Raw genomic sequence first — 26,016 nt, 5'->3', positions numbered from 1 at the left:
TTCCCCTTCGAGCGGTGTACGGCCCCGCGTTCGGCATCGGGGTTTTCCGGCCAACTGTCCACTTGGGAAGGGGCCGCGGCCGCCTGGGACACGCGATGGGGTGGTAAAGGACCGTAAACCATGACGAGGCGGGCCCGACCAGTGGTCGGACCCGCCCCGGGTGCCTCGCTAGCGCCGAAACCTAGTGCTGGGAGGCGGAGTCGTAGCGGTCGTTGCGGTCGTTGCGACGCGGGCCGCCACGGTAACCGCCGCGGGAGTCCCCGCCACGGTAACCGCCACCGCCGCGACGGTCGCCGCCACGGTAACCGCCGCCCTCACCGCCACCCCGGTAGCCGCCCTCACCACGCGAGTCGCCGCCGCGGTAGCCGCCGCCACCCCGGTAGCCGCCCTCGCCACGGGAGTCGCGGTCACGGTAGCCGCCCTCGCCACGGTCGTTGCGGCGGTCGCCGCCACGGTAACCGCCGCCCTCACCGCGCGAGTCACGGTCGCGGTAACCGCCGCCGCCCTCGCCGCGCGAGTCGCCGCCACGGTAACCGCCGCCACCCCGGTAGCCGCCGCCACCGCCACCGCGGTAACCGCCACCGCCGCCGCCACGGTAACCGCCACGGCGGGGGCCGCCACGGCCGCGACGCTCACGGACCGGCTCCGGCGGCTCGATCCACGGCTCCCAGCTGGGCTCCTTGGCACCGGTCACCTCGGAGAGCAGCTCGTCGCCGGGGTTGACCAGGTGCTGCTTGGCGTCGACGCCCGCGTCGCTGAGCAGGCGGCGGGCCATGCGGCGCTGGTTGGGAGCGACCAGGGAGACCACGGCGCCCGAGGAACCGGCGCGGGCGGTGCGCCCGCCACGGTGCAGGTAGTCCTTGTGCCCGGTCGGGAGGTCGATGTTGACGACCAGGTCGATGCCGTCGACGTGGATGCCGCGAGCGGCGACGTCGGTGGCGACCAGGGCCTGGATCTTGCCCTCACGGAACTTGGCCAGGGTGCGGGTGCGCACGCTCTGGGTCTTGCCGCCGTGCAGCGAGGCGCAGGGCACGCCCGCCTCGATCAGCTGTTCGCTGATGGTGTCGGCGCGGTACTTGCTGCGCACGAACAGGATGGTGCGGCCGTCGCGCGCGGCGATCTGGGCGACGATCTTGTTCTTGTCGCGGGGCAGCACCTTGAGCAGGTGGTGCTCCATGGTGGTGACCTGCGAGACCGGCGGGTCCACGGAGTGGGTGCGCGGGTCCTTCATGTAGCGGCGGACCAGCTTGTCCACGTCACCGTCGAGGGTGGCGGAGAACAGCAGGGTCTGGCCGTCGGGGCGCACCTGGTCGAGGAGCTCGCTGACCTGCGGCATGAATCCCATGTCGCACATCTGGTCGGCCTCGTCCAGCACCGAGATCTCGACGTCGCCCAGGTCGCAGGCGCCCTGGTCGATGAGGTCGGTGAGGCGGCCGGGGGTGGCGACCAACAGGTCGACACCGCGTCGGAGCTCGTTGATCTGTCGGGTGTAGGAGCTGCCGCCGACGACGTCGCCGACCTTGACACCCAGGACGCGGGCGTAGATGCGCAGGGCGTCGCGCACCTGGTGGGCGAGCTCGCGGGTCGGGACCAGGATCAGGGCCCGGGGGCGGTTGGCGGCGGCGCGGCGCTCGGCGCAGCGCATCAGGACCGGCAGGCCGAAGGCCAGGGTCTTGCCCGATCCGGTGCGCCCGCAGCCGAGGACGTCACGGCCCTCGATGGCGTCGGGGATGGTCGCGGCCTGGATCGGGAACGGGTTGGTCACACCGTTCTTGGCCAGCTCGTCGACGATGTCCTTGGGAAGCCCCAGGCTGTCGAAAGCGGGCATTACGGCAGTGTCCGTCGTCAAGTGACGTGTACCTTCCTCATCGTTTGGCAGCGTTTCGAGGAAGGCTCCACACGGTCACAGCGGACCCAGCGAAGAAATCACACAAACGCGCCTGATCACACGCGGAAGCGGCCCGATCTGTGTGGGCTCGTGTGCTCTTCGGGTCAAGAGTGATGTCGACCGGTGCCGACACGCTCTCCGCGTCTTGGCGGCCCGGCGCGCTCGGATGCGCGCGGCATTCATCGACCGCTTGCAGCAGCGTACTAGAGATCCTCCGGAAGCGGGGACGGGATGGGGGTTTTTCACCGGTGATACCGGTCTCTCCCGCCCCGTCCCCGGGCCGGTCAGGCCTTCGGGGCCATGGCCGCGGCGAGGGCGGTGAGCCGCTCCACCTGCGCGGCGCGCTCGGCGGCGCACTGCTCGTCGAGGGTGTTGCCGGGGGCCTGCAGGAGGAGCGCCTTGGTCGCGACGGCGGCGTCGGGGTTGGTCGCCAGCAGCGCGGCGACGGCGTCGTTCACGGCCCCGTCGAGCTCGTCGACGCCGACGACGAGGGTGGCCAGGCCGAGTTCGCGGGCCTCCTCGGCGCCCACCTTGCGCGCGGTCAGGCAGATCTCGGTGGCGCGGTGCACGCCGACGATGTCCACCAGGGGCTTGGTCCCGGTGAGGTCCGGGACCAGCCCCAGGGCGGGCTCCTTCATGCAGAACCGGGCGTCGTCGGCGAGGATGCGCAGGTCGCAGGAGAGCGCCAGCTGGAACCCGGCGCCGATGGCGTGACCGCGTACCGCCGCGATGGTGACCAGGTCGGGGCGGCGCAGCCAGAGGAAGCCCTGCTGGAGTTCGCTGATGTAGGCGTCCAGGTCGGCCTCGTCGGCGGAACCGTCGGCGAGCCCGGCGACGATGGAGCGTTCGCCGTCGACGCCCTCGGGGGTGAACATGTTGAGGTCGATCCCGGCGGAGAAGATGTCCCCCTCACCGGCGATGACGACAATTCGGACATCGTCGGGGAGTGCCTGGCCGATGTGGGCCAGGGTGGTCCAGGTGCGCCCGGTCATTGCGTTGCGGCGCTCGGGGCGGCTGATCGTGACGCGGGCCACCGCTCCCTCCACCGCGAGCCGCAGACCGGCCCGGCCCAGCTCCTCCTCGGTGGGCAGGTCCCGTCCTGCGGGTGCTTGCGGGTCCTGTGCCATGGGTTCCTCCGTCGCGTGGGGTGTCAGTGGATCGACCCTACTCGCCGGTAACCCATCCTCACCACTGGGATCAGGCCTTGCGTGTCGCTCCCCCGCGCCCGCGCAGCTCCACCCCGGCCTCGCTCAGCAGGCGGTGGACGAAGCCGTAGGAACGGCCGGTCGCGGCGGCCAGGCTACGGATGCTCTCACCCTCGTCGTAGCGGCTCCTGAGCCGTGCGGCCAGTTCGGAGCGGTCCTCCCCCGACACCCGGGTGCCCTTCCTCAACGCGTCACTCACAGATCTCTCCCCTTCCACGGAGGCGGTCCTTCCCGCCGTCCGGAACCACAGCCATGATCGGACATCCCGCTCACACGCCGCCACATTCGATCGGCGGCACGCCGGACGGCGCGGGTTTCGGAAAGGTGCAAACCAGGGCCGAAACGTGGTGATGTGAACCTCCCGCGATTCCGGACGTCCACCGGGGCGCGCGCATCGCCCGTACGGGCCCGTCCGACGCACGCGGGACCCCGGCCCGTCCACGGGCCGGGGTCCCCCGGGAGACGCGGCGGGCCGGCGGGTCAGGCGAGCGCGATGAGGTCCTCGAAGTCGGCGTTCCACACGTCCTCGACACCGTCGGGCAGCATGATGACGCGCTCGGGCTGGAGGGCCGCCACCGCGCCCTCGTCGTGCGTCACGAGGACGATCGCGCCCTTGTAGTTGCGCAGGGCCGCCAGGATCTCCCCACGGCTGGCCGGGTCCAGGTTGTTCGTGGGCTCGTCGAGCAACAGCACGTTGGCGCTGGAGACCACCAGGGTCGCCAGGGCCAGCCGGGTCTTCTCCCCGCCGGAGAGCACACCCGCGGGCTTGCTCACGTCGTCACCGGTGAACAGGAACGACCCCAGGGTCTTGCGCGCCTCGACCTCGGGCAGGTCCGGGGCCGCGCTCATCATGTTCTCCAGCACGCTCCGGTCCACGTCCAGGGTCTCGTGTTCCTGTGCGTAGTAGCCGAGCTTGAGGCCGTGCCCCGGGACGACCTCGCCGGTGTCCGGTTCCTCGACGCCGCCGAGGAGTCGCAGCAGGGTCGTCTTGCCCGCGCCGTTCAGGCCCAGGATGACCACCCGGCTGCCCCTGTCGATGGCCAGGTCCACGCCCGCGAAGATCTCCAGCGAACCGTAGGACTTGGACAGCCCCTCGGCCATCAGCGGCGTGCGGCCACTGGGCGCCGGGTCCGGGAAGCGCAGCTTGGCGACCTTGTCGGACTGGCGCACCCCCGCGACCCCGTCCAGCAGCTTGTCCGCGCGGTTGAGCATCTGCTGCGCCGCCCGTGCTTTGGAGGCCTTGGCCCGGAACCGGTCCGCCTGCTTGCGCAGGGTGTCCGCCTGCTTCTCGGCGTTGGCCAGCTCCCTGCGGCGGCGGCGCTCGTCGGCCTCGCGCTGGGACAGGTACAGCTTCCAGCCCATGTTGTAGATGTCGATGGTGCTCCGGTTGGCGTCCAGGTAGAACACCTTGTTGACCACGTGCTCGACCAGTTCCACATCGTGGCTGATCACGATGAGCCCGCCCTGGTGGTGCTTGAGGAAGTCGCGCAGCCAGACGATGGAGTCGGCGTCCAGGTGGTTGGTGGGCTCGTCCAAAAGCAGGGTGTCCGCGCCGCTGAACAGGATGCGGGCCAGCTCGATCCGGCGGCGCTGACCACCGGAGAGCGTGTGCAGCGGCTGGGACAGGACCTTGTCCGGCAGACCCAGGCTGGAGGCGATCGCGGCGGCCTCGGACTCGGCGGCGTACCCGCCCAGCACGTGGAGGCGCTCCTCCCAGCGGGCGTACTGGCGCACGCCCTTGTTACGGGTCTTCTCGTGGTCGCTGGCCATCTTCTTCTCGGCCTCGCGCAGACCGTTCAGGGCCTCGTCGATCCCGCGCGCGGACAGGACCCGGTCCTTGGCGATCACGTCGAGGTCGCCGGTGCGCGGGTCCTGCGGGAGGTAGCCGATGCTGCCGGAGCTGGTGACCGTGCCGCCGGTGGGCAGCCCCTCGCCCGCGAGCACCTTGGTCATGGTGGTCTTGCCCGCACCGTTGCGGCCCACCAGTCCGATCCGGTCCCCCGCGGCGACACGGAAGGTCGTCGGCTCCAGCAGGAGTCGAGGTCCGACGCGCAGTTCGAGGTCGGTGGCGATCAACATGGGTGGGGCATCCTCAAAGGTGGTCCGGCGGGTTCGGGGCGGTCGGGACACGCGCGGCACCGCCCCCGAAGGGGCTGGTTCGGCGGTGGCGCCGCGACGGGGCGGCGGCGGACGTGTCCTCGGGACCGGCCGACCCAGCCTAACGGCAAGGAGCGGGGGCGGCGCGAGGCGTTTTCCTCACGGCGCGATCCGGACACGGGTGCGCCCCCGACCCACACAACGGGGCCGGGGGCGCGACGCATTCCCGCGAGGGGCGCGGGGCCGCGTCACTCCCGGGGCTGGTCCTCCCCACGCGGGCCCTGGCCCGAGGGGTGATCCGGGGCGGGAGCCGCCGCGACGACCGCGGTGTCCTTCTCCGCTGACGGCTCCGAGGCGGACTCGGCATCCCCGTCCGCCTCCTCCCCGTGCTGGACGGGCGGGCGGTTGCGCAACAGGGCGGCCAGCACCGCCGCGACCGGGGTGGCCAGGAACATGCCCGGGATGTTGCCCAGGATGCCGCCCGCCGTGATGGAGATCAGGACGATGGGCGAGGGCAGTTCCAGGGCCTGTCCGTAGATCCGGGGGGCGAAGATGCTGCTCTCCGCCTGCTGGACCACCACGACCGCCACCACGATGATCAGGGCGACCACCCAGCCCTCGGCGACCAGGGCCACGAGGGCGGCCAGCAGACCGGTGAGGAAGGCGCCGATGACCGGGAGGAAGGCGCCGACGAAGGTGAGCACGATCAGCGGGATGGCGAGGTTCATGTCGAGGAAGATGAGGAGGAAGATCCCGATGCCGACGGCGTCGATGACGCCGACCATCGCCACGCCCCGCACGTAGCGCCCCATCACCCCGTAGGCGACCCCGCTGGCGTGCCGCAGGCCCGGGCGGGACTTGGGCGGCAGCAGCGTGACGAACCAGTCGACCAGCTTGTCACCCGAGTGCACGAAGTACACGGTGAGGGCGATGACCAGCACCAGGCTGATCAGGATCTGCAGGACCGCGGCACCGGCGGTCCAGGCGCCGTTGACCAGCTCCTGGGTGTTGTCGGTGATCATGCCCTGGACCTGGTCCCAGGCGTTGGTGAACGCGTTGGTGAGGAAGGCGGGGTCCGCCTCCAGCCCGAAGGGGAGTTCGAGCTGGAGCTCCTGGAGGCCGGTGAGCGCGCTGGAGACGCTGGCGATCATCCCGTCGAAGCCCTGGACCGCGGGCTGGATGATCATCGTGATGACGCCGCCGAGAACGACCAGGGCGGTCAGGACCGCGATGGCGGTGGACGAACCCCGCCCGAGCCCCTTGCGCCGGAGCCAGTTGGCCAGCGGCATGAGCAGCGCGGTGATGAACACCGCGATGATCACCGGGAGGGTGACGACAGAGAGGTAGATGACGGCGTAGACGAGCAGGCCCGCCACCACGCCGATGATGAGCATCCGCCAGGCGACGTCGCTGACCACCCGCAACAGGTCGCCCGCGCCGACGTCCTCGGGTTCGGGGGCGGGTTCCTCGACCACCTCGGGTTCGGCTTCGGCCGCCTTCTCCCGCTCCTCCAGTTGGGCGAGGCGCTCGGCGCGGGCTCTGCGGGCGACGAGCCACTTGTTCAGGAGCGCCCACACTCCCGGCCGCTGGGCTTGCACATGGACTCCGATCTCTGGGGTTTCCACGGGTGACCGCTCGCGCGGCGACCGGTGGTGACACTGGTGCGGGGGATGTGGGAGGGGATGTCAGGGAGATGCTCCGGCGGGCGTTCTGGTTCCACCGGTCACGATGACGCCGGCCGGTCCTCGGGACCGGCCGGCTCGCACGGGCCCGCGAGCCCGGTCGGATCAGAACTGCCAGGGCTCGCGGGGGTGACCGGCGCGCACGATCTCGTTGCCGAACGGTGCCAGCGCCACGGGGATCATCTTGAGCGAGGCCCACGCCATCGGGATGCCGATGATGGTGACCGCCAGGGCCAGCGCGGTGGTGATGTGGCCGATGGTCAGCCACCAGCCCGCGACGATCAGCCAGATGACGTTCATGACCGTGGTGCCGCCGCCCGAGCCGGGCTTGCGCACGAGGTCGCGGCCGAAGGGCCAGATCGCGTAGCTGGCCATGCGGAAGGACGCGACACCGAACGGGATGGTGACGATCAGGAGGCAGCAGATGAGCCCGGCGACGACGTAGCCGACCGCCAGCCAGAATCCGGCGACGAAGAGCCAGATGATGTTCAGGATGAGCCTCAAGAGGGCCACGGTGTTCGTCTCCTTGGTTCGGTCCCGTGATGGTCCGGTCCCGTGAGCGGGTGGTGCGCGTTTTCCGCCGAGGAGGGCGGAAGAGGAGGCGCACCCTGTTTTCTATCGTCTGGGACGCGGGCGCACCATGACCTGTTCCTCCCCGGTTCCCCTGATCCTTCCCCTAAGGGACGGCACGCGCCCCGGGGCCGGTCCGCCGACGGGCGAAGCCGGGCCGGGGGGCGAGCCGGGCCGGGTGTGGAGGAGGGAGCGGGGGGAGGGTGCGCCACGGGGCACCGGGCGACGGACCGAGCCTACTGGCACGGGAGTTCGGCCTCCGAACGCCGTCGCGCTGCGTGAGGACATACGGTCACACCCAATCTCGCGAGCGCGGGTAGACCGCAATGTGATCGGCGCATCAGGAGGACCCCCTAGGCAGGAGGGACATCGCACCATACGATGTGCTGTGTCCTTCGCAAGGCGGTAGATCTTGCGGTTTGCGACAAAATCCGACAGACAACCAGAGACCGGACGCCAAGCATCAGGTTTCGGTAACGGTTGGATGAGCAATTTCCCCACCCCCCGTGCAGGATCGGGAGTGGGGATGGCATGATTACGTACCGGCACAGACGGAGACTGTCACCGCCTCCGCGGCCGTTCGCGTGAGAGCACCCCTTCATCGGCAGGCATCGCCTCTGTGATGGCGCTTCTCGTGGTCTCAGCCACACCGGGGAACAACGCCAACACCGCTCGACGTTCGCGTCTTGCGGGGTGCCTCACGCCGCATGACCAACTTTTGGTGACTGCAGCTTTTTCAGACAGCTTACTAGTGATTTCAGTAGAGGTGGTTCAAGCATGTCTCAGGTACGTCGGCAGGCCGCGCTGCGCCCCCGCCCGAGCTGGGGGTGGCAGGATGCCGCCGCGTGCCGGGGCGAGGACCTTGTGCTCTTCTTCGGCCCGGATGGCGAGCGCCAGCCGGAGCGGGAGATTCGCGAGCGCAAGGCCAAGGAGATCTGTGCGGCCTGCCCGGTTCGGACCGACTGTCTGGACTACGCGATCTCGCGTCCGGAGAAGTACGGAACCTGGGGCGGCCTGAACGAGGACGAGCGCGCCTCCGAGCGCCGTCGCCGCATGCGCCGCGCCAACGCCGCCTGAGCGTCCTTCCGCCGAGCGGATCTCTCTCCCGCTGGCCCCGGCCCCGATAACCCGCGGCGCCCCGACGTAGTACGTCGAGGGCGCCGCGGGTTTTCCCGTCTCGACGGCCGCCCCCGAACCGCGATCGCTCACCCGCCGCCCGGCAGGTGCCGGTCGAACCAGTCGAGCGCGTCCGCCGTGACCCGCCGCCACCCCGGGTCGCCCCTCAGCAGACCCTCGGGCCCGGACACCACCCTGAGCTCGGAGGGACCGCCGAGCCGCCCCCGTGTCCACTCACCCAGTTCACGGACGAAGGAGTCCCCGCTCTCCAACAGGATCAGGGTCGGCGCGCGCACCGAGGACAGGTGCGGCTCCGCCAGGTCGGCGCGACCTCCGTGGACCACCACCGCCGCCACGTCCCGCGGGTGCTCGGCCGCCGTCACGAGCGCGGCCGACGCCGCCTCCCCCGAGCCCAGCAGACCCACGGGACCCTCGGCCGCTTCGGTGGAACCGCGCACCCACGAGACCGCCGCGCCCAGCCGCTCCCCCAGAGCCCCCGGATCGGTCTCCGTACCGCCGTCCCCGCCCCGGGCGGCCCGCTCCTCAGCTGTCAGCACGTCCAGCAGCAGGGTCGCGTAGCCCGAGCGGCGCAGTGCCGAGGCGCCAGCACGCCACCGGGGGTCGCCGTACCCGTCGCCGAAGGCCATCACCACCGCCCCGCGCGGCGCCGACGGCACGGTGAGTTCGCCGTCCAGGAGGACCCGCCCCGCGCGCACGCGCACGGCCCGGGGGACCTCCTCCCCGCGTCGGAGGCGTTCGCGCTCGGACAGGATGGAGACGACGTCGCTGTCGGAGAGCTGGTCGAATTCGCGGTACCACTCCCCCACCGCCTGGAAGTTCTCCGGTGCGGTCAGCACCACCAGGTCGTCGGCGTCCTCCCGCAGCGCCTCCAGTGCCTCCGGGGCCGCGACGGGAACGGCCAGGACCAACCGCGCCGGACCCGCCTGACGCAGCATGCGCAGGGCCGCCCGGGCGGTGCCGCCGGTGGCGACCCCGTCGTCGACGACCACGCAGTCGCGCCCGGCCACGTCAGGGAAGGGGCGTTTCCCCCGGTAGGCGCGGCGCCTGCGGTCGAGTTCGTCCCGTTCGGACTCCACCGTGCCGGACAGCGCCTGGCGCGGGACCCGCATCCGGGCCAGCGCGAGGTCGTCGTAGAGGATCTGTCCGTCCTCGGCGATCGCCCCCACTCCGGTCTCGGGATGACCGGGCAGACCGATCTTGCGGACGACCAGAACGTCGAAGTCGGCGTCCAGGCGCTCGGCGAGCTCCGCCCCGACCGGCACACCACCACGCGCCAGGGCGAGCACGATCGGGTCGTTGACGGCGTGGGGACGTACCCGCTCCGCGAGGCGTCGCCCCGCCTCGGAACGGTCGGTGAACGGAAGTGAGACGGGTACCGGGTTCATGTCCTCACCGGCGCCGGGACCGCGGAGCCCCCGCGCCGCTCCTTCCGGAAAGTGTGGAGTGAGCCGCTGGAACAGTGCTACCGGCATACCCCGCCCCCCACGGGTCACAACCCCGAAGCGGGGCAAAATGAGCGCCCGCGTCCTCCGGGAGACCGAGGTCAGCGCCCCCGCCGACCGCCTCGTAGAACCGCCATGAGCAGGGCGTCGTGGCGCCGCCCCTCCCACAGGAGGGCGTCGCGCAGGCGCCCTTCGACGTAGAAGCCGCAGGAACGGTAGACCGCGATGGCGCGCATGTTGAAGGCGTAGACGTACAGCCAGAGGCGGTGCAGACCGATCCGTTCGAAGGCGTACTCCACGACCAGCTGGGTGGCCTCCCGCCCCAGGCCCCGCCCCGCGAACTCCATCGCGGACAGGGCGATGCGGTACCCGGCCGTCTCGTTCTCCGGGGAGACCGCGTAGACGGACAGCTCACCGAGGTAGCGGCCGTCCTCGGGCGCGACGATCGCCAGGTCCATCCGGTCCGAGCGACCCCCGCGGCTCTCGCACCACTGACGGGCCTGTTCGTAGGTGATGTGGCCGTGCGCGCCGGTGAGTCTGCGGACCTCCTCGTCGAGGCCCGCCGCGAAGTAGGCGTCGGTGTGTTCGGGGCCGAGGGGGACCAGTCGTACGCTCTTCCCGTTCAGCGTGGGCGTGTCTCGCAGCGCGCTCGTTCTGATCATGTGATCTTCCGGTTCCGGCCGGGACGGTCGGGGCACGGCGCGTCCCGGTACGAGGGAGTCAGCGGGCAGGGGCGCCAACGCGGGAGCGGGCCGCGGGGGCTGGCCGGTGTCAGGGGCCTGTGGTCGGGTCGGGGAGTCGGTTGGGGACCGGAGTGCGGGGAGGGAGCCGGGGAGCGGGTGTGACCTCCGAGGTTCCACGTTGACGAGGGCGGACCCCCTATGTAAAACGGCTCCGGGTCGCATGGCAAGCCCGGCTGCCCGGCACCCGAGAAAAGGCTGTCCACCGGAACCGCCCCCCGGATAGCATCCGCACGCACCGCCACGACCCTTGGAGCCCTCCTTGCACCCGCAGACCGTCCCGTCCACCGAACCCCCGCCCGAGGCCAGGCGTGCCAGGGTCGCGGTGTCCACCCTGTTCTTCGTCAACGGGTTCACCTACACGAACGCCGTGCCGTGGCTGCCGGTGATCAAGGACTCCCTGGGGCTGACCAACGCCGAGCTGGGGCTGGCGATCGCGGCGATGCCGTTCGGGGCGATCCTGACCGGCATGCTCGCGGGTCCCCTGATCCACTGGTTCGGCAGCGGGAGGACCGCCGTCGGGACGAGCCTGATCTCACTGGGAGCGCTTCCCTTCATCGCTCTGGCCCAGAACTGGTGGATGCTCGCCGCCGCGCTGTTCGTGATGGGCTCCGCCGACGCCTGGACCGACTCGGCGCAGAACTCCCACGGCCTGCGCGTCCAGCGCCGCTACCGGCGGAGCATTATCAACACCTTCCACGCGGTGTGGAGCTTGGCGGCGGTCTCCGGCGGCCTGCTCGGGGCGGTCATGGCCGGTTCCGGCGTGCCGATCCTGTGGCACCTGGCCGGGGTGACGGCCGTGCTCGTCGTGGTCAACGTCGCGATCAGCCGCATGTTGTTGCCCGGGCCGGAGAACAGCGAGCGCGCGGACGGCGTCAACGGCCACGACGGCAGTCGGGCCCGCGTCCCCGCCCGGAGCGTCCTGCTGCTGGTGATGCTGGGCGTGCTGCTCATGGCCGCCGGAGGCATCGAGGACTCCGCCGCGTCCTGGGGCGCCGTGTACATGAGCACCGAACTGGGCGCTCCGCTGTTCCTCGCCGCCATGCCGTTCGTGGCGTGCCAGGCCATGATGACGGTGGGCCGCCTGGTCGGCGACCGGGTGACCGACCGGTTCGGCGCGGTGGCGGTGGGCCACGCCAGCGGTCTGCTCTCCGCCGGAGGACTGGCCTTCGCCCTGCTGCTTCCGCACCCGGTGACCACCGTCATCGGGTTCGGCGTGATGGGGCTCGGCGTGTCCACACTGTTCCCGCTGGCCCTGGCCGCCGCCGGAAACATCCCCGGGGTACGCACCGGTGACGGCGTGACGGTGGTGGGCTGGCTGGGCCGGGCCGGATTCCTGGCCTTCCCTCCGCTCGTGGGGTACCTGGCCGACACGCTGACGCTCGGCAGCGCGCTCTGGGCGATCGCCGCGGCGGGGGTGGCGGCGTTCCTGCTGGCCTCCGCGCTGCGCCCGCGCTCCTGAGGAAAGGAGAGGGGCCCCGCCCACCGATGGAGATCGGCGGGCGGGGCCCCCGGGTGTCAGAGCCGCCCGGAGGCGGCGACGGACACGGTACTACTCGGCCATGCCCGGACGGCGGCTCCCAGCCCACAGGGCCAGGGCACCGATACCGGCCACGACGGCGCCGCCGAGCACGAAGCCCGACATGTCGATACCCGTGGCGGCGAGCTCGCCGCCGGTGTCACCAGCGGCGGGGGCCGGACCGCTGGGGGTCTTGCTGCCGGGGGACTTGCCGCCGGGAGCGTTGGTGTTGGGCGGCTGGCTGTTGTCGCCGGGGCCGGAACCGAGGTCCGGGTTCTCCGGAGTCTCAGGACCACCGGGACCACCGGGGTTCTCCGGAGTCTCAGGACCACCGGGACCGCCGGGGTTCTCCGGGGTCTCGGGGGTTTCCGGAGTCTCGGGCACCTCAGGGACCTCGGGCACCTCGGGCACCTCAGGGACCTCGGGCACCTCGGGCACCTCAGGGACCTCGGGCACCTCAGGGACCTCAGGGACCTCGGGCACCTCGGGGTCGGGGTCCTCTCCGCCCGGGTCCTCACCGTCGTCATCACCTGGCGGCGGGAAGATCGGCGGCAGGTCGAGGTGCATCGGCAGGGCCGTGACCTCTTCGAAGGCCTGCTCCACGATCGGAGCGACCTCGACCACGGGGGCCGCGGCGGGGGCGGGAGCAGCGGCGGGGGCAGGGGCCGACTGCTGGGCCACCACGGGGGCGGCCTCGGGCGTGACATCGGGGACGGTCTCATCCGCGGTCTCGGCCGCGAAGGCCGGCGCCACCGAGAAGCCAGCCATGAAAAGGCCGGCTGCGGTGACGGTGAAGACCCGCTTCTTAAGGGACATCCCACTCCTCTCTTTCGCTTGCGAACTGTTTACTCAGGGGGGATGGCATACAGGTGGTCGTCGTCGACCACCACCGCGCGGTCGCCGAGAAGACCGCGCGGAGTCTGTGCGTCCCGGGGAACCTCGGACGGCTCGCCGGCGGCGTCCAACGCCACCCGTTCGCCGTCCAGGTCGCCGAAGACCTGGGAGCCGACCGTGATCTCCGGAGTGAAGCCCGGGACCACGGCAGTCTCACCGGTGGCGGGGGAGAACAGCACCGGCCCGTAGGCGACCAGTTCGGTACCGAACGGCGCGGAGAGGTGGCTGACCCCCTCCAGGGCGTCCTCCTCGATCTCCGCCGCGCCGAGCACGGCGCCGTCCTCGCGGTCGTGGAAGGCCAGGAGCGAGCCGTCGCCTCCCTCCGCCTCCCAGCGGACGATGACGTACTCGCGCAGAGCGGTGACGACGCCCTCCATGTCACCGGCGCCGTGCGGGCTCTCGGCGTGGACGTCCTCCTCGTCCCCGCCGGGTTCGACCCACTGCCAGGGGCCGTTGACCACGGCCGTCAGGGCCCGGTCGCCCGCCGCGAGCATCGGTTCCGAGAGTCCCGGAGCCTCGAACTCGGCCAGCTCGCCGTCGATGGGCAGATAGGCGGAGTCGACGGTGCGGACCAGGACGGAGTCGCCCGCGTACCGGGCGACACCGGACTCGGGGAGGGTGATGCTGGTGGGGCTCCCTCCCGCGACCGGCCAGAACCACAGGGTGTCGGCGGTCTCCATCACGACGCTGTCCTCGCCGCCGTACTGCACGAAGCGGGGGGCGCCGAGCCCGTTGCCCGCCTCGAAGGGCAGTTCCACGGACCACTCCCGGGAGCCCTCGGAGCCGAGGACGTTGAGCCGGTCGCCGGGATCGACGTAGGCCAGGTACGCGCCGTCACGGCTGATCCCGGGCTGGGTCTCCGGAGCCAGCTCCTCGCTGAAGTCGACGGTGTCCGCGTAGCCCGGCGGGGGCGGGAACTCCAGGGGGACGCCGGTGGCGTCGGGTTCCTCTTCCTCCTCCGCCGAAGGCGCGGCTCCGCCCAGCATGATGTGGGTGACGACCATCCCGCCGCCCGCGACGAGCAGCAGGGTGAGCGCGACCGCTCCCCCGATGAGGACCTTGCGGCCCGCACCGCCCTTCTTCCGGTCCTCCTGAGGCCGTGGCGGGGCCGGGCCGGAGGGTCCGCCCGGGTCGGGCTGTTGGGACCGGTCCGTCATCGCCTGGTCCGCCGCCTGGACGACGCCCGAGGGGGTCGCGACCAGACGCCAGTAACCGTTGGCGTCGCGGGCGTCGACGAGCACCGGCTGCCCGATGTGGGCCGCGTAGCCGGTGGCGACGTCCAGCGCGGCGCGGCGCGTCTCCTTGGGGGCCAAGCCGGTCACGACCTGGCGCTGTCCCTCGATGACGATCTCCGCGCTGCGCTCGTCGGGCGCGATGACGATGACTGCGGTGGGCCGGGGGTGCTCCGGACGGGACGCCCGGCTCATGGTGCCTCCGAAGGCATGGGGAACGTGAACCTGTTCGTGTACGGGAGCAGGGGGACGATCAGCGATGACGGTCGATCGCGGCGCGACGGGGTCCGCAGGCGGGGGTCAAACGGCACACGAGTAGTCAATGCTGCACGTGATGATACTGACCGTCTCAGAGGATGTTCACTCCGTTCCATCATCGAGGATTCGGACAACGGCCCCGCTCCCACCCCGCACCCACGGACACCACCAGGCTGACCAGCCACAACGCACGTGGGCGGAAGAACAAGGCCGTTGGAAAGACGTGCTGACGATGGAGAGGACACCCAAAAAGGCGATCAGGTTCACGCCGAAATTGGCCGCATCCGGCCAGACCGATTCCCGCCCCGCTCCGTGGTCCGCCGCTCACACGCGCGGAACGTACCGCCGTGGATCGTTGACGTCGGCCCGGGAGAGCTCCAGGGTCCGCCACCACTCGCTCCCCGCTGGCAGGGGACGGTAGCTCAGGTCGACGTGCGCGCTCTCACCCGGACGCAGGACCACCTCCAGCGGCGCCGAGCGTTGCAGCGACATGACCGCGCGGACACGGTGGCGCCCCGGCGGGAGGGCCACCGTCGCCCACTGCCCCGCCGCCAGGCTCACGACGCTCTCGCCGTCCACCTGGAACCGGGGGTTCAGCCGGTTCAGACCCGACTTGCGCTGGGTGGGGAAGCCCAGGCTCAGCACGGACCAGCCCGGCGGCGGCACCACGGGGGCTCCCCAGCCGACGACCATCGGCCCCGGTCCGGGCAGGGGCGCCTCCCGGGACTCGCGCACCTGGCAGGCGACCGCGAGGGCGTACAGGGGCAGGACGAAGAGGAGGAGGAAACCCACCTCCCAGGAGCCGCGCCAGACCATGACGACCACGGCGACCGACAGGAGCGGCGCGCACACGACGTGCGGCAGGACACCCAGGACCAGGCGGTGGAGTTCGGGGGCGGCCCGGCGCTCCCGTTCGAACTCCGCCGGGGAGACCAGTAGTGCCAGCCGGGTCAGGAACAGGCACACCCCACCGAGCAGGAAGCCGAAGTACTGGACGACGGGGAAGGGGGCGCCCCAGAACCCGAGGAAGAGCGCCGCCCCGAGGGAGAGCATGACGCCGAGCAGGAGGACGGAGGAGAGTCTCATCGAACCTCGTTCCGGGGAAGGGGAGCCGGTGCGCCGACGCGCTCCCGGAGGTGGGCGCGGTGGCCCAGGGCCGCGAGCGCCAGGGCCGCCAACGGGAACAGACCGAGCGGCCACCACACGCGCGGGTCCCCGGAACCGGCGAGGACCAGCGCGAAGGGCAGCGCCGACACCACCGACATCGCCCAGGACACGCCCACGAGGGGCCCGCTCGCCGTCGGCGGTCCCGTCCGCGCGTCGGACCGGTCCGACGGGAGCGGGACGACCGTCTGGAGGACGCCTGCCACCAGGAGGACCGCGACCAGGACGAGCAGGAGGAGGACGAACCAGGTCCGGCTCAGCCCCGTGTTGGTGAGGACCACGTACAGGACGAGGCTCACCAGGGCCAGGCCCGTGGCCCCCACGGAGAGGCTCTGCGAGGGGCTCGACCGGCGCGGAGCGAGCCGGGCGCGCGACGGACGCACGTGGGCCAGGGTGGCGAGCAGGACCAGCGCCAGCGCGCTCAGCGGAAGAGGAAGGATCGGCCACAGCCACGGGAGGAGCCCGGGCTCGGACAGCACCACCAGCGTGGAGACGGCGGCCAGCGGCCACGCCGACCAGACGAGGAGCGGGGGCAGCCCCTCCCCCGCGCCGGGACGACGGGGCAGGGCCGCCGCGCCGAGGACGCACAGGACGACGAGGACCAGGGCGAGGAGGTGGAACGCGGACCCCTCGCGAAGGGGGTGGCCCGTGGTGAGCGTGAACCAGAGGGACTGGCCGAGCACGGCGGCCATGCCGGCCGCGACGGCCAGACGCGTCGCCGTGGGGTGCGGGGACCCGGAGGGGGAGGGCACTGAGGGCCTTTCGGGGGATGGCGCCCGGGCTCGGGGCGACGGGTTCGCGGCCCTCCACCGGACACGTCGAAAATACCGAACTTCCGGACACCTCGACCCCTCTGGCCGTTTCCTGTCAGCGGCTGTTCAGCGTGTCGATGACCGCCTGTTCGCGGCGCTGGGCGAGCCGGTCGGCCCGCTCGAAGCGGCGGTTGGCGAGCTCCGCGCGGGCGGCGGCGGTACGCACCGTCGGCCACAGGGCGTCGATCTCGGAGTTGAGCGAGGACCCCACCAGCACCGCGATGGCCATCACGTACAGCCAGGCCAGGATCGCGATGGGGGCGGACAGCGACCCGTAGATGGACACCTGGCCGAAGGAGGCGTCCAGGTAGGCCCGCAGCCCCGCGGAACCGGCCAGGAGCACCAGGGTGGCCAGGAGCGCCCCCGGAAGGTGACGTCGGAGCGGGGTCCGCACGGGGACGCTGAGCGCGTACAGCAGCGTCACCGCCGCCGTCACGAGCAGACCCACCAGCGGCCAGTAGAACAGGTTGAGGCGCCCCACCGTGAGCGGCAGCAGCTCGTGGACGATGTCGGGACCGGCCACCATCACCGGCAGCACCACGACGGCGAACAGCAGCCCTCCCAGGTAGGCGAAGAAGGCCAGTACCCGCTGCCACAGCCACCCGCGCAGCTCGTCCAGACCGTAGGAGATGGTGATGGAGCGGATGAACACGTTCATCGCCCGCGAACCCGACCACAGGGAGACCAGGAAGGTCACCGAGAGGACCCCGCCCGGCACGCCGCCGAGGAAGTCGTCCACCAGGGGTTCCACCACGCTCTCGACGGTGGCGGGTGTGAGGATGCGTGCCGCCAGGTCCAGCAGCCACTCGCGGATCTCCTCCACGAGGCCCTGGCCGAACACCATCGCCAGCGGCCCCAGGGCGCCCAGCAGGCACAGGAGCAGGGCGGGCAGGGAGATCAGGGCGAAGAAGGCCGACTCCGCGGCCAGACCCACCACCCGTTCACGGGAGAGGGCGCGGACGGTGCGCGCGACGAGCAGCACGGCGTTGTGAACGACGGGACGACGGCGCTGCCAGGCGTCGACCATACGCCACAGGCCCTCCCAGAATCCCACCACAGGGAGAACGTTAGCGCTCCGCGGCACGACCGGGACACCGGGAGCATGACGTGACTCACATCGGAGCCCCTCCGGCCCGCCTGGACAAGGCCCGGACCCCCGTGACATTCTCGAGGTATGAACGCTGTTCTCGACCCCATGCTCCGCGTGCGCCGCCACGTGGACTTCCTGCGGGTCAGCAGCGCCATCTGTTGCAGCGTCGGATAACTTCTCGCCGCCTTTTGACGCACCCGTGACTCAGGGGTGCGCGCGGCCCCGGCGCTCCCCCCTCTCGCGAACTCCCACACACGGATTCCACCCGTGACACCCGCCACGACGACGTGCGGTGTCCACGGGCCTGTGGTGCGGGCGCCGGGTCCGTGAGCACCCCGCGACCCCAACGGAGACACCCGCGATGCCTCCCTCTTCCGCGCAGCCCGGCACATCCCCCACGGGAGCCGCCCCCCGGCGTCGCCGTGGCGAGGGCCAGTGGGCCCTCGGCTACCGCGAACCGCTGAACAAGAACGAGGAGAACAAGAAGAACGACGACGGGCTCAACGTCCGCGACCGGATCATCAACGTCTACGCCAAGGGCGGGTTCGACTCGATCGACCCGGCCGACCTGCGCGGGCGCTTCCGCTGGTTCGGGCTCTACACCCAGCGCGCCCCCGGCATCGACGGCGGCAAGACCGCCGTGCTGGAGCCCGAGGAGCTCGACGACCGGTACTTCATGCTGCGCGTGCGCATCGACGGCGGCCAGCTGACCGCCGCGCAGCTGCGCGCGGTCGCGGAGATCTCCCGCGACCACGGACGCGACACCGCCGACATCACCGACCGGCAGAACGTGCAGTACCACTGGATTCGTGTGGAGGACGTGCCCGCGATCTGGGAGAAGCTGGAGTCGGTGGGCCTGTCCACGACGGAGGCCTGTGGCGACACCCCGCGCGTGATCCTGGGGTGCCCCCTGGCGGGGGTGGCCGAGGACGAGGTCCTGGACCCCTCGGAGCAGATCGAGCAGATCTACACCGAGCACATCGGCAGCCCGCTCTTCTCGAACCTGCCCCGCAAGTTCAAGACGTCGCTGTCCGGGTGCAGCGTGCACTGCGTGAACCACGAGATCAACGACGTGGCGTTCGTGGGGGTGCGAAACGCGTCGGGTGAGGCCGGGTACGACCTGTTCGTGGGCGGCGGGCTGTCCACCAACCCGATGTTCGCCCAGCGTCTGGGCACGTTCGTGCGCCCGGACCAGGTGAGCGAGGTGTGGGCCGGGGTCTGCGGGATCTTCCGCGACTACGGCTTCCGCCGCCTGCGCACCCGGGCCCGGATCAAGTTCCTGATCAAGGAGTGGGGGCCGGAGCGGTTCCGGGAGGTCCTGGAGCGGGAGTACCTCGGCTACGCGCTGCCCGACGGCCCCGAACCGGTGCTGGACCCGGGGGTGCGCCGCGACCACGTGGGCGTGCGCCGCCAGCGCGACGGCCGCTTCTCCGTGGGTTTCGCCCCCCGGGTGGGGAGGGTCTCGGGCACCTCACTCCTGCGGGTGGCGGAGATCGCCGAGGAGCACGGGTCGGACCGCATCCGCACGACGGCCGACCAGAAGCTGGTCGTCCTCGACGTCGAGGAGGCGCGGGTCCCGTCGATCACGGCCGCGCTGGAGGCCGAGGACTTCCAGGTCCATCCGAGCGTGTTCCGCCGCCAGACGATGGCGTGCACCGGCATCGAGTTCTGCAAGCTGGCGATCGTGGAGACCAAGGACCGCGCCGCGACGCTCATCGACGAGCTGGAGAAGCGGCTCCCGGACTTCGAGGAACCGGTGACCATCAACGTCAACGGGTGCCCGAACTCCTGCGCGCGCATCCAGGTCGCCGACATCGGTCTCAAGGGCCAGCTGGTCATGAACGACCGGGGCGAGCAGGTGGAGGGCTACCAGATCCACCTCGGCGGCGGCATGGGACTGACTCAGGCCTTCGGCAAGAAGATCCGCGGTCTGAAGACCACGGCCGACGACCTGCCGGACTACGTCGAGCGGGTCCTTCGGCGCTTCCGGGCCCAGCGCGAGGACGGCGAGACCTTCGCCGCCTGGGCGGGCCGCGCCGACGACGCGGACCTGAAGTAGCGACCACCTGACACCCAGGGCCCGGGCGGTGCGCCGCCCGGGCCCGCCCGGCCCCCGTACCCCGGGGCCGGGTCGACCGGAAGAAAGGGGTGTGCCGTGTCCGAGAGGGCCGCACCCTACTACTGCCCCTACTGCGGCGACGAAGACCTGGTGCCCGAAGAGGGTGCCGCCGTCAGGGGAGAGGGCTACCCCTGGGCGTGCCTGTCGTGCGCCCGGGTGTTCCGGGTGAAGTACGTGGGCCTGCGCTCCGCCTCGTTCTCCGCGGGCGGAGCCCCCTCCAGACCGACGGAAGGCAACGAATGAACGCCACCATCACCACGACGGGCGGACCGGAGCTGGCCGAACGGGCCGCGCGCGAGCTGGAGGAGGCCTCGGCCCCGGAGATCATCGCGTGGGCCGCCCGGACCTTCGGCTCCCAGCTCTGCATGACGTCCTCCATGGCGGACGCGCTCATGGTGGACCTCGCGTCCAGGGCCGCGCCCGGGATCGACGTGATCTTCCTGGACACCGGGTACCACTTCCCCGAGACCATCGGCACCCGTGACGCCGTGGCCTCCGTCTACGACATCAACCTGATCAACGTGGAGCCCTCGCGGACCGTGGTCGAGCAGGACCTGGCCCTGGGCCCCCGGCTGCACGGACGCGACCCCGGGATCTGCTGCCACCTGCGCAAGGTGGAGCCCCTCCGGCGGGCGCTGGAGCCGTACTCGGCGTGGCTGACGGGGCTGCGCCGGGAGGACTCGCCGACCCGCCGCGACACCCCGGTCGTGCAGTGGGACCGACGGCGGCGGATGACCAAGGTCAATCCCATCGCCCGGTGGACCCGGGACGACGTGGACGCCTACATGGCCGAGCACGGGGTGATGGTGAACCCGCTCCAGTACGACGGCTACCCCTCGATCGGATGCGAGCCGTGCACCCGCCGGGTGGCTCCGGGCGAGGACCCTCGAAGCGGCCGGTGGGCGGGGACCGGCAAGACCGAGTGCGGAATCCACGTATGAGCGCGGCGACGGGGCCCCGACCGGGCGTCTCGGTGCCGCTGCTGGCCGTGGCGCACGGGAGCCGCGACCCGAGGTCGGCGCGGGCGGTCACCGCCCTCTTCGACCGGGTGCGCGCCCTGAGGCCCGGCCGGGACGTGCGGGTGGCCTTCCTGGACCACGCGGCCCCCGGGGTCGAGGAGGCCCTGGAAGGGCTGGCCTCGGGCGGCGCCGGCGCGGCGGTGGTCCTGCCCGCCCTGCTCACGGCCGCCTTCCACAGCAAGGTGGACCTGCCCTCGGTCCTCGACCGGGCCCGCGCACGGGGCCCCTGGCTGCGTCTGGGCTACGCGGACACGCTGGGTCCGCACCCGCTGCTGCTCGACGCGGTGGAACGGCGGCTGGCCGAGGCCGGGGCACGCGCCGATCCGGACACGGCGCTGGTGCTGGCGTCGGCGGGGTCGAGTGATGCCGGGGCCAACGCGGTGATCGCCTCGATGACCCGCGAACTGGCCGAGCGGGGCCCCTGGGGCGAGGTCGTGGCGGCCTACGCCTCGGCGGCCGAGCCGACCCCGGGCGATGCGGTGCGGGACCTGCTCGCGCGCGGCCACCGCCGGGTGGCGGTCAGCGGCTACCTGTTGGCCCCCGGGTTCTTCTCCGACCGGGTGCGGGCGCAGTCGGTGGCGGCCGGGGCCTCGGTGGTCGTCGACGCGCTCGGGGACGCGCCCGAGCTCGCCCACGTGGTGTGGGAGCGCTACGACGCGGCGGTGGCGGCCTGGCGGGCCCCCGTGTGAGGCCTCCCAGGAGGCGGGCGGTCCCGGTGGCCGCCCGCCTCTGGCCCGTCCCGGCCGCGGTCGGCCCGCGTGCGCGGTCAGGCCGCAGTGACGGCCGCGGCGAGCAGGATCGCGGCGGAGAACAGCAGCGCGCCCGGGGCGCCCACCGCTCCCGCGACCCCGGCCGCGGCGGCCGGGACGGCGACCTGCCCGAGACGGTTGCCCCAGATCCGCAGGGCCAGCGCCGCCCCACGGGCGCCGTCCGGGGCCAGGGTGGTGACCTGGGCCATGGTCAGGGGCTGCCCCAGGCCGAGCAGGAACCCGCCCACCAGGAGTACCGCCGCCAGGGTGGCGAACCCGCCCGCCGGCAGCGCCACCAGGACGAGCGCGGCGGCGGCCACGGAGGTGCTGGTGGTCACCAGGACCCTGCGCGACCACCGCCGCCGCATCCACGGCAGGGTGAGACGGGAGAGCAGGGAGGCCCCGGCGCGCAGACTCAGCAACACCCCGACGAGCATCGGCGACAGCCCCCGGCTCTCGGCGATGAGCGGCAGGTAGGCGGTCAGGATGTCCACCGCGGTCAGCAGCGCGAGGCTGGTGAACAGGGCGGAGGGCATCCCGGGGCGACGCAGGAGGTCGCGCGTGGGCACCGGGGGCGCGGCCCGCTCCTCGGCGGTGCGCCGCAGCGGGCGCAGCCGGGCCAGCGGGATCAGCGGCAGGACGCCCAGGGCGGCCACCGCCCCGGCCAACAGCAGCGCGGTGGAGGTGGCGGAGAGCAGTTCCGCGCCGGAGGCGTCCGCGAGCAGGGCACCGGAGACCAGGGGTCCGGCGAGCTGCCCGAGGGAGGCCGCGGCGGTGAACCAGCCGAAATCGCGGTCCAGGTGTTCGAGGCGCGAGTAGCGGGCGATGAGGGCCTGGGCCGCGACCATGCACAGCAGGTGCCCCACCCCCACGACCGTGCTGGCCAGGGCCAGCCCGACCAACCCCCCGGACGCGGCCAGGAGGAGGCTGCCCGCGGCCAGGACGACCGAGCCGAGCCCCGCGAGCCAGGCGATCCGGGGCGCGCGGTCGGTGAAGCGTCCCAGGGAGACCGCGACGACCAGTGGGAGCAGGGCGTAGGCGGCGGTGACCAGGCCGATCTCGACGGCGTCGCCGCCCACCGCGATGGTGCGGTAGGAGATGAGGGGACGCACCAGGTTGAGGGCGGTGTGGGTGAGGACCACGCTGCCCAACAGGCCCCACAGCCACCGTGTGTGTCCGGTCGGTGCCGCGTCAGCCATGTTCCCCCTCGTCGCGGGCCCGGTGCGCACCCGCCGTTCGCATCCCGTGACGGGTCCGGACCGCCACGGCCCGCGCATCGTACCGGGGGACGTTCGGTGCGAAACCGGGCGGGGCGCCCCCGGTCACCAGTCCCGGGGCGCGACGAGCTCCTCGGGGTCGGCGTCGGTGAAGCCGTATGCGGCCGCGACCAGCCAGAAGGAGCCGCCGATGTCCTCTCTGGCCACGGTCTCGATCTCGCTTCCGGCGGCGTCGAACTCCTCCTCCAAGGAGTTGAACTCCTCGGTGGCCGCGTGGGTGAGGACGTAGAGCTCCGCGAGGTCGGCCGGGCGGTCGGCCTCGATCCGGGCGCACAGGGCCAGCAGGATCGCCCGGCCGCGCTCGACGAGGTGGGCGGGGAAGTAGGGGTCGGACCGCATGTCGGCGAGCAGGGCGTCGGAGTCGGGTCCGGTGGCGTGGTGGCCCATGGTCTTCTCCTCGGGGATGGGGATGGGGGTGGGGGTGGGGGTGGGGCTGTGGGATCGGCACGGCCCATACTGCTGGACCGCACCGACGTTTCGGGGGTAGCTTCGGGGCCCGGACCGAGTGGACGGAGAAGTGGATGGCCGAGCGTGAGGGTATCCGGGACATGCTGCGCGGGCTGCGGGTCTTCGCGGGCCCGCTGGCCGCCTTCGACCCCGCCACCGCGCCGGACGACCCGGTGGAGCTGTTCGTGGAGTGGCTGGGCGAGGCGATCGCGGCAGGGGTGCCCGAGCCGCACGCGATGACGCTGGCCACGGCGGGCGCCGACGGGGCGCCGTCCGCGCGTGTGCTCATCCTGAAGGACCTCACCGACGAGGGCTGGTCCTTCGCGACCACCACGTCCTCGGTCAAGGGCCGCGAGCTCGCCGAGAACCCCCGGGCCGCGCTCCTCTTCTTCTGGGGGCCACAGGGCCGCCAGGTGCGGCTGCGCGGCCCCGTGGAGCTGGCGGGAGCCCGCGAGCGCGCCGCCGACTTCTCCGCGCGTCCCCTGGAGGGCCGGGTGGCGGGTCTGCACGGTCGCCAGAGCCAGCCCCTGGACTCTCTGGAGACCGTCCACGCGACCGCCGAGGAGAGCCGTGCCCGGTTGGAGGCCGACCCCGGACTGGTGCCCGACGACTGGGGCCTGTACCGGCTGGTGCCCACCGAGGTCGAGTTCTGGCAGGCGGACCCGGACCGGCGCCACACGCGCCTGCGCTACCGGCGCCGGGACACCGGCGCACCGTGGGAGCGCGGGCTCCTGTGGCCGTGACCCGCGCACCGGGGCGGGCGCGGACCCGGTGGGCGCGGGCACCGGCGCACACCGGCCCGAAGTGTTGCGGCGGCGTTACCGAACCGGGTTCGGTCGGGTGTTCCCGGCGGGGATAGGATTCCGGCACCCGCCCACCCCGAACCAGGATCGGAGCCGGAATGCCCGACACACACGAAGTGTTCAACCAGGCCACTCCGCTCGGCGACCACAGCGCCGCCGACGACCCCGCCCTTCTGGAGGGCCTGCGCCGCGAGGGCGCGGGATGGGCCGAGGCGGACGTGCGCGAGGTCGGCGACGCCGCGGGCTCGGAGCGGGTGCGCGCGTGGGGCGAGGCCGCCAACTCCTACCCTCCGGTCCTGCGCACCCACGACCGCTACGGCCACCGAGTGGACGAGGTCGACTACCAGCCCGCGTACCACGTGCTCATGGACCAGGCCGTGGAGCACGGGCTGCACGCCGCCCCCTGGGCCGACGACCGCGAGGGCGCCCACGTGGCCCGTGCGGCCAAGTTCTTCCTCTGGTCGCAGGCGGAGAGCGGCCACGGCTGCCCGATCTCCATGACCTACGCCTCCGTGCCCGCCCTGCGCCACTCCCCCGAGCTGGCCGAGCGGTACGAACCGCTGCTCACCGCGCGCACCTACGACTTCGGCCTGCGGTCGCCGCTCACCAAGCGCGGCCTGCTCGCGGGCATGTCGATGACCGAGAAGCAGGGCGGCTCCGACGTGCGCGCCAACACCACGCGCGCCGTGGCCACCGCCGAGGGCCACCACCTGCTGACCGGGCACAAGTGGTTCACCTCCGCCCCCATGAGCGACGTGTTCCTCACCCTGGCGCAGGCCCCCGAGGGGCTGACCTGTTTCCTGGTTCCGCGCGTGCTGCCCGACGGCTCCCGGAACCGGATGTTCGTCCAGCGGTTGAAGGACAAGCTCGGCAACCGGTCCAACGCCTCCGCCGAACTGGAGTACGACGGCGCGGTGGCCCATGTGGTCGGCGAACCCGGCCGGGGCGTGCCCACCATCATCGAGATGGTCAACAGCACCCGGTTGGACTGCGTGATCGGTTCCGCCTCGGGCATGCGCGCCGCCGTGGTGCAGGCGCTCCACCACGCGGAGACCAGGAGCGCCTTCGGCCGTGCGCTGGTCGATCAACCGCTGATGCGCAACGTCCTGGCCGACCTGGCCCTGGAGTCGGAGGCCGCCACGGCCCTCATGACGCGTCTGGCCGGGGCGGTGGACCGCGCGGTACGCGGCGACGAGGGCGAGGCCGCCTTCCGCCGCCTGGGCGTGGCCGTGGGCAAGTTCTGGGTGACCAAGCGCCAGCCGGCGCACGCGGCCGAGGCCCTGGAGTGCCTGGGCGGCAACGGGTACGTGGAGGAGTCGGGCATGCCGCGGCTGTTCCGGGACTCCCCGCTCAACTCCATCTGGGAGGGGTCGGGCAACGTCGCCGCGCTGGACGTGCTGCGGGCGATGGCGAGGGCCCCGGAGTCCGTGGAGGCCTTCCTCGCCGAGCTCGACACCGCCGCCGGGTCCGACGACCACTACGACGACGCCCTGAAGCGGTTGTCCGGTGTCCTGGCCGACCCCGAGGAGGCCCAGTACCGGGCCCGTGCGGTCGTGGAGCTGATGGCGCTGACCCTCCAGGCGTCGGTGTTGCTGCGCCACGCTCCCACACCGGTGGCGGAGGCGTTCACCGCGTCCCGGCTGGGCGGCGAGTGGGGGCACGTGTTCGGGACCCTGCCCCGGGGCGTGGACACGGACCTGATCCTGGACCGGGCCCGCCCCCGGCGCTGAACTCGAGCCCGGGTGCCACGGGCCCTCCCACCCTTTTCCCTTTCCCTTCCATTGACTGCACAAAAGCCGCAGAAAACGCGGAACGGGCGGCCGGGAACGAACATCGGCCCAGTTCGGCATACTTCCGCGGCCGAAGCGGAAG

The 26,016-nt window shown here is 72.2% G+C and carries 24 protein-coding genes; 9 read left to right on the top strand and 15 right to left on the bottom strand.

Annotated features, from left to right (window positions below):
* Window positions 1–181: 181 nt before the first annotated feature.
* The 6 genes from ACFYL4_RS13610 to ACFYL4_RS13585 all read right to left on the bottom strand — a co-directional run bounded on the left by ACFYL4_RS13610 (window position 182) and on the right by ACFYL4_RS13585 (window position 7,385).
* Window positions 182–1,828: a DEAD/DEAH box helicase gene (locus ACFYL4_RS13610; RefSeq protein ID WP_387518544.1), complete on the bottom strand. Its 1,647-nt coding sequence runs from the start codon at window positions 1,826–1,828 to the stop codon at window positions 182–184.
* A gap of 344 nt (window positions 1,829–2,172) precedes the next feature.
* Entirely contained in the window at window positions 2,173–3,015 is an 843-nt protein-coding gene (locus ACFYL4_RS13605) for an enoyl-CoA hydratase/isomerase family protein (RefSeq protein WP_387518542.1), read from the bottom strand.
* A 70-nt stretch (window positions 3,016–3,085) separates the two neighbouring features.
* Window positions 3,086–3,292, bottom strand: a complete 207-nt coding sequence (locus ACFYL4_RS13600) for a helix-turn-helix domain-containing protein (protein WP_357764302.1) — start codon at window positions 3,290–3,292, stop codon at window positions 3,086–3,088.
* Window positions 3,293–3,573: 281 nt separating this feature from the next.
* Window positions 3,574–5,172: an ABC-F family ATP-binding cassette domain-containing protein gene (locus ACFYL4_RS13595; RefSeq protein ID WP_387518540.1), complete on the bottom strand. Its 1,599-nt coding sequence runs from the start codon at window positions 5,170–5,172 to the stop codon at window positions 3,574–3,576.
* Window positions 5,173–5,438: 266 nt separating this feature from the next.
* Complete coding sequence (locus tag ACFYL4_RS13590; protein WP_387518538.1) at window positions 5,439–6,788, bottom strand: AI-2E family transporter; 1,350 nt, start codon at window positions 6,786–6,788, stop codon at window positions 5,439–5,441.
* Between the two features lie 189 nt (window positions 6,789–6,977).
* The gene (locus ACFYL4_RS13585; RefSeq protein ID WP_357764308.1) at window positions 6,978–7,385 is read right to left on the bottom strand and encodes a YccF domain-containing protein; all 408 of its coding nucleotides are present in this window, start codon (window positions 7,383–7,385) and stop codon (window positions 6,978–6,980) included.
* A gap of 834 nt (window positions 7,386–8,219) precedes the next feature.
* Between ACFYL4_RS13585 and ACFYL4_RS13580 the strand changes: the two genes are divergently transcribed.
* Complete coding sequence (locus tag ACFYL4_RS13580) at window positions 8,220–8,519, top strand: WhiB family transcriptional regulator (RefSeq protein ID WP_017588640.1); 300 nt, start codon at window positions 8,220–8,222, stop codon at window positions 8,517–8,519.
* Between the two features lie 128 nt (window positions 8,520–8,647).
* Here ACFYL4_RS13580 and ACFYL4_RS13575 read toward each other — a convergent pair whose 3' ends face one another.
* Window positions 8,648–9,964, bottom strand: coding sequence for a phosphoribosyltransferase family protein (locus tag ACFYL4_RS13575; protein WP_357764311.1), 1,317 nt, complete (start codon window positions 9,962–9,964; stop codon window positions 8,648–8,650).
* Between the two features lie 158 nt (window positions 9,965–10,122).
* Complete coding sequence (locus ACFYL4_RS13570; RefSeq protein ID WP_357764313.1) at window positions 10,123–10,683, bottom strand: GNAT family N-acetyltransferase; 561 nt, start codon at window positions 10,681–10,683, stop codon at window positions 10,123–10,125.
* A gap of 340 nt (window positions 10,684–11,023) precedes the next feature.
* Between ACFYL4_RS13570 and ACFYL4_RS13565 the strand changes: the two genes are divergently transcribed.
* Window positions 11,024–12,223, top strand: a complete 1,200-nt coding sequence (locus ACFYL4_RS13565; protein WP_387518535.1) for an MFS transporter — start codon at window positions 11,024–11,026, stop codon at window positions 12,221–12,223.
* 90 nt (window positions 12,224–12,313) lie between these two features.
* On the opposite strand, the gene ACFYL4_RS13560 is transcribed toward ACFYL4_RS13565, so the two are convergent.
* The 5 genes from ACFYL4_RS13560 to ACFYL4_RS13540 all read right to left on the bottom strand — a co-directional run bounded on the left by ACFYL4_RS13560 (window position 12,314) and on the right by ACFYL4_RS13540 (window position 17,697).
* The gene (locus ACFYL4_RS13560; RefSeq protein WP_387518534.1) at window positions 12,314–13,096 is read right to left on the bottom strand and encodes a hypothetical protein; all 783 of its coding nucleotides are present in this window, start codon (window positions 13,094–13,096) and stop codon (window positions 12,314–12,316) included.
* Between the two features lie 29 nt (window positions 13,097–13,125).
* Window positions 13,126–14,601 (bottom strand): hypothetical protein, encoded by a 1,476-nt coding sequence (locus ACFYL4_RS13555; RefSeq protein WP_357764322.1) that lies wholly within the window; start codon window positions 14,599–14,601, stop codon window positions 13,126–13,128.
* A 387-nt stretch (window positions 14,602–14,988) separates the two neighbouring features.
* Window positions 14,989–15,750, bottom strand: coding sequence for a hypothetical protein (locus ACFYL4_RS13550; RefSeq protein WP_387518533.1), 762 nt, complete (start codon window positions 15,748–15,750; stop codon window positions 14,989–14,991).
* The gene (locus ACFYL4_RS13545; protein ID WP_387518532.1) at window positions 15,747–16,580 is read right to left on the bottom strand and encodes a hypothetical protein; all 834 of its coding nucleotides are present in this window, start codon (window positions 16,578–16,580) and stop codon (window positions 15,747–15,749) included. Before ACFYL4_RS13545 ends, ACFYL4_RS13550 begins: the two co-directional genes overlap by 4 nt.
* A 115-nt stretch (window positions 16,581–16,695) precedes the next feature.
* Window positions 16,696–17,697 carry a YihY/virulence factor BrkB family protein gene (locus ACFYL4_RS13540; RefSeq protein WP_357764331.1) on the bottom strand — a complete coding sequence of 334 codons (1,002 nt, stop codon included), beginning with the start codon at window positions 17,695–17,697 and terminating at the stop codon, window positions 16,696–16,698.
* A 117-nt stretch (window positions 17,698–17,814) separates the two neighbouring features.
* Here ACFYL4_RS13540 and ACFYL4_RS13535 point away from each other — a divergent pair, with 117 nt between their 5' ends.
* The 5 genes from ACFYL4_RS13535 (at window position 17,815) to ACFYL4_RS13515 (ending at window position 21,557) form a co-directional block, all read left to right on the top strand.
* A complete protein-coding gene (locus ACFYL4_RS13535) occupies window positions 17,815–17,904 on the top strand; it encodes a putative leader peptide (RefSeq protein WP_338042027.1) in 90 nt (29 codons plus the stop codon).
* Between the two features lie 187 nt (window positions 17,905–18,091).
* Window positions 18,092–19,789 carry a nitrite/sulfite reductase gene (locus ACFYL4_RS13530; RefSeq protein ID WP_357764335.1) on the top strand — a complete coding sequence of 566 codons (1,698 nt, stop codon included), beginning with the start codon at window positions 18,092–18,094 and terminating at the stop codon, window positions 19,787–19,789.
* Window positions 19,790–19,885: 96 nt separating this feature from the next.
* On the top strand, window positions 19,886–20,092 hold the full coding sequence (locus ACFYL4_RS13525) for a hypothetical protein (RefSeq protein ID WP_357764338.1): 207 nt from the start codon (window positions 19,886–19,888) through the stop codon (window positions 20,090–20,092).
* Window positions 20,089–20,790, top strand: coding sequence for a phosphoadenylyl-sulfate reductase (locus ACFYL4_RS13520; RefSeq protein ID WP_387518531.1), 702 nt, complete (start codon window positions 20,089–20,091; stop codon window positions 20,788–20,790). The genes ACFYL4_RS13525 and ACFYL4_RS13520 overlap by 4 nt, the downstream gene beginning before the upstream one ends.
* Window positions 20,787–21,557, top strand: coding sequence for a sirohydrochlorin chelatase (locus ACFYL4_RS13515; protein WP_357764344.1), 771 nt, complete (start codon window positions 20,787–20,789; stop codon window positions 21,555–21,557). The genes ACFYL4_RS13520 and ACFYL4_RS13515 overlap by 4 nt, the downstream gene beginning before the upstream one ends.
* 77 nt (window positions 21,558–21,634) lie before the next feature.
* On the opposite strand, the gene ACFYL4_RS13510 is transcribed toward ACFYL4_RS13515, so the two are convergent.
* Both ACFYL4_RS13510 and ACFYL4_RS13505 read right to left on the bottom strand, forming a co-directional pair.
* Window positions 21,635–22,816, bottom strand: a complete 1,182-nt coding sequence (locus ACFYL4_RS13510; RefSeq protein WP_387518530.1) for an MFS transporter — start codon at window positions 22,814–22,816, stop codon at window positions 21,635–21,637.
* A gap of 123 nt (window positions 22,817–22,939) precedes the next feature.
* Window positions 22,940–23,281: a DUF5713 family protein gene (locus ACFYL4_RS13505; RefSeq protein ID WP_387518529.1), complete on the bottom strand. Its 342-nt coding sequence runs from the start codon at window positions 23,279–23,281 to the stop codon at window positions 22,940–22,942.
* Between the two features lie 134 nt (window positions 23,282–23,415).
* On the opposite strand from ACFYL4_RS13505, the gene ACFYL4_RS13500 reads away from it, so the two are divergent.
* On the top strand, window positions 23,416–24,084 hold the full coding sequence (locus ACFYL4_RS13500; protein ID WP_387518528.1) for a pyridoxal 5'-phosphate synthase: 669 nt from the start codon (window positions 23,416–23,418) through the stop codon (window positions 24,082–24,084).
* A 158-nt stretch (window positions 24,085–24,242) separates the two neighbouring features.
* Window positions 24,243–25,874 carry an acyl-CoA dehydrogenase family protein gene (locus tag ACFYL4_RS13495; protein WP_387518527.1) on the top strand — a complete coding sequence of 544 codons (1,632 nt, stop codon included), beginning with the start codon at window positions 24,243–24,245 and terminating at the stop codon, window positions 25,872–25,874.
* Window positions 25,875–26,016: the final 142 nt, after the last annotated feature.

It is taken from the genome of Nocardiopsis sp. NPDC006938, from assembly GCF_042869555.1.
In the GTDB taxonomy this organism is placed as follows: Bacteria; Actinomycetota; Actinomycetes; order Streptosporangiales; family Streptosporangiaceae; genus Nocardiopsis.
The sequence above is the reverse complement of the archived record's forward strand: the minus strand, read 5'-3'. Positions and strand labels throughout refer to the sequence as shown.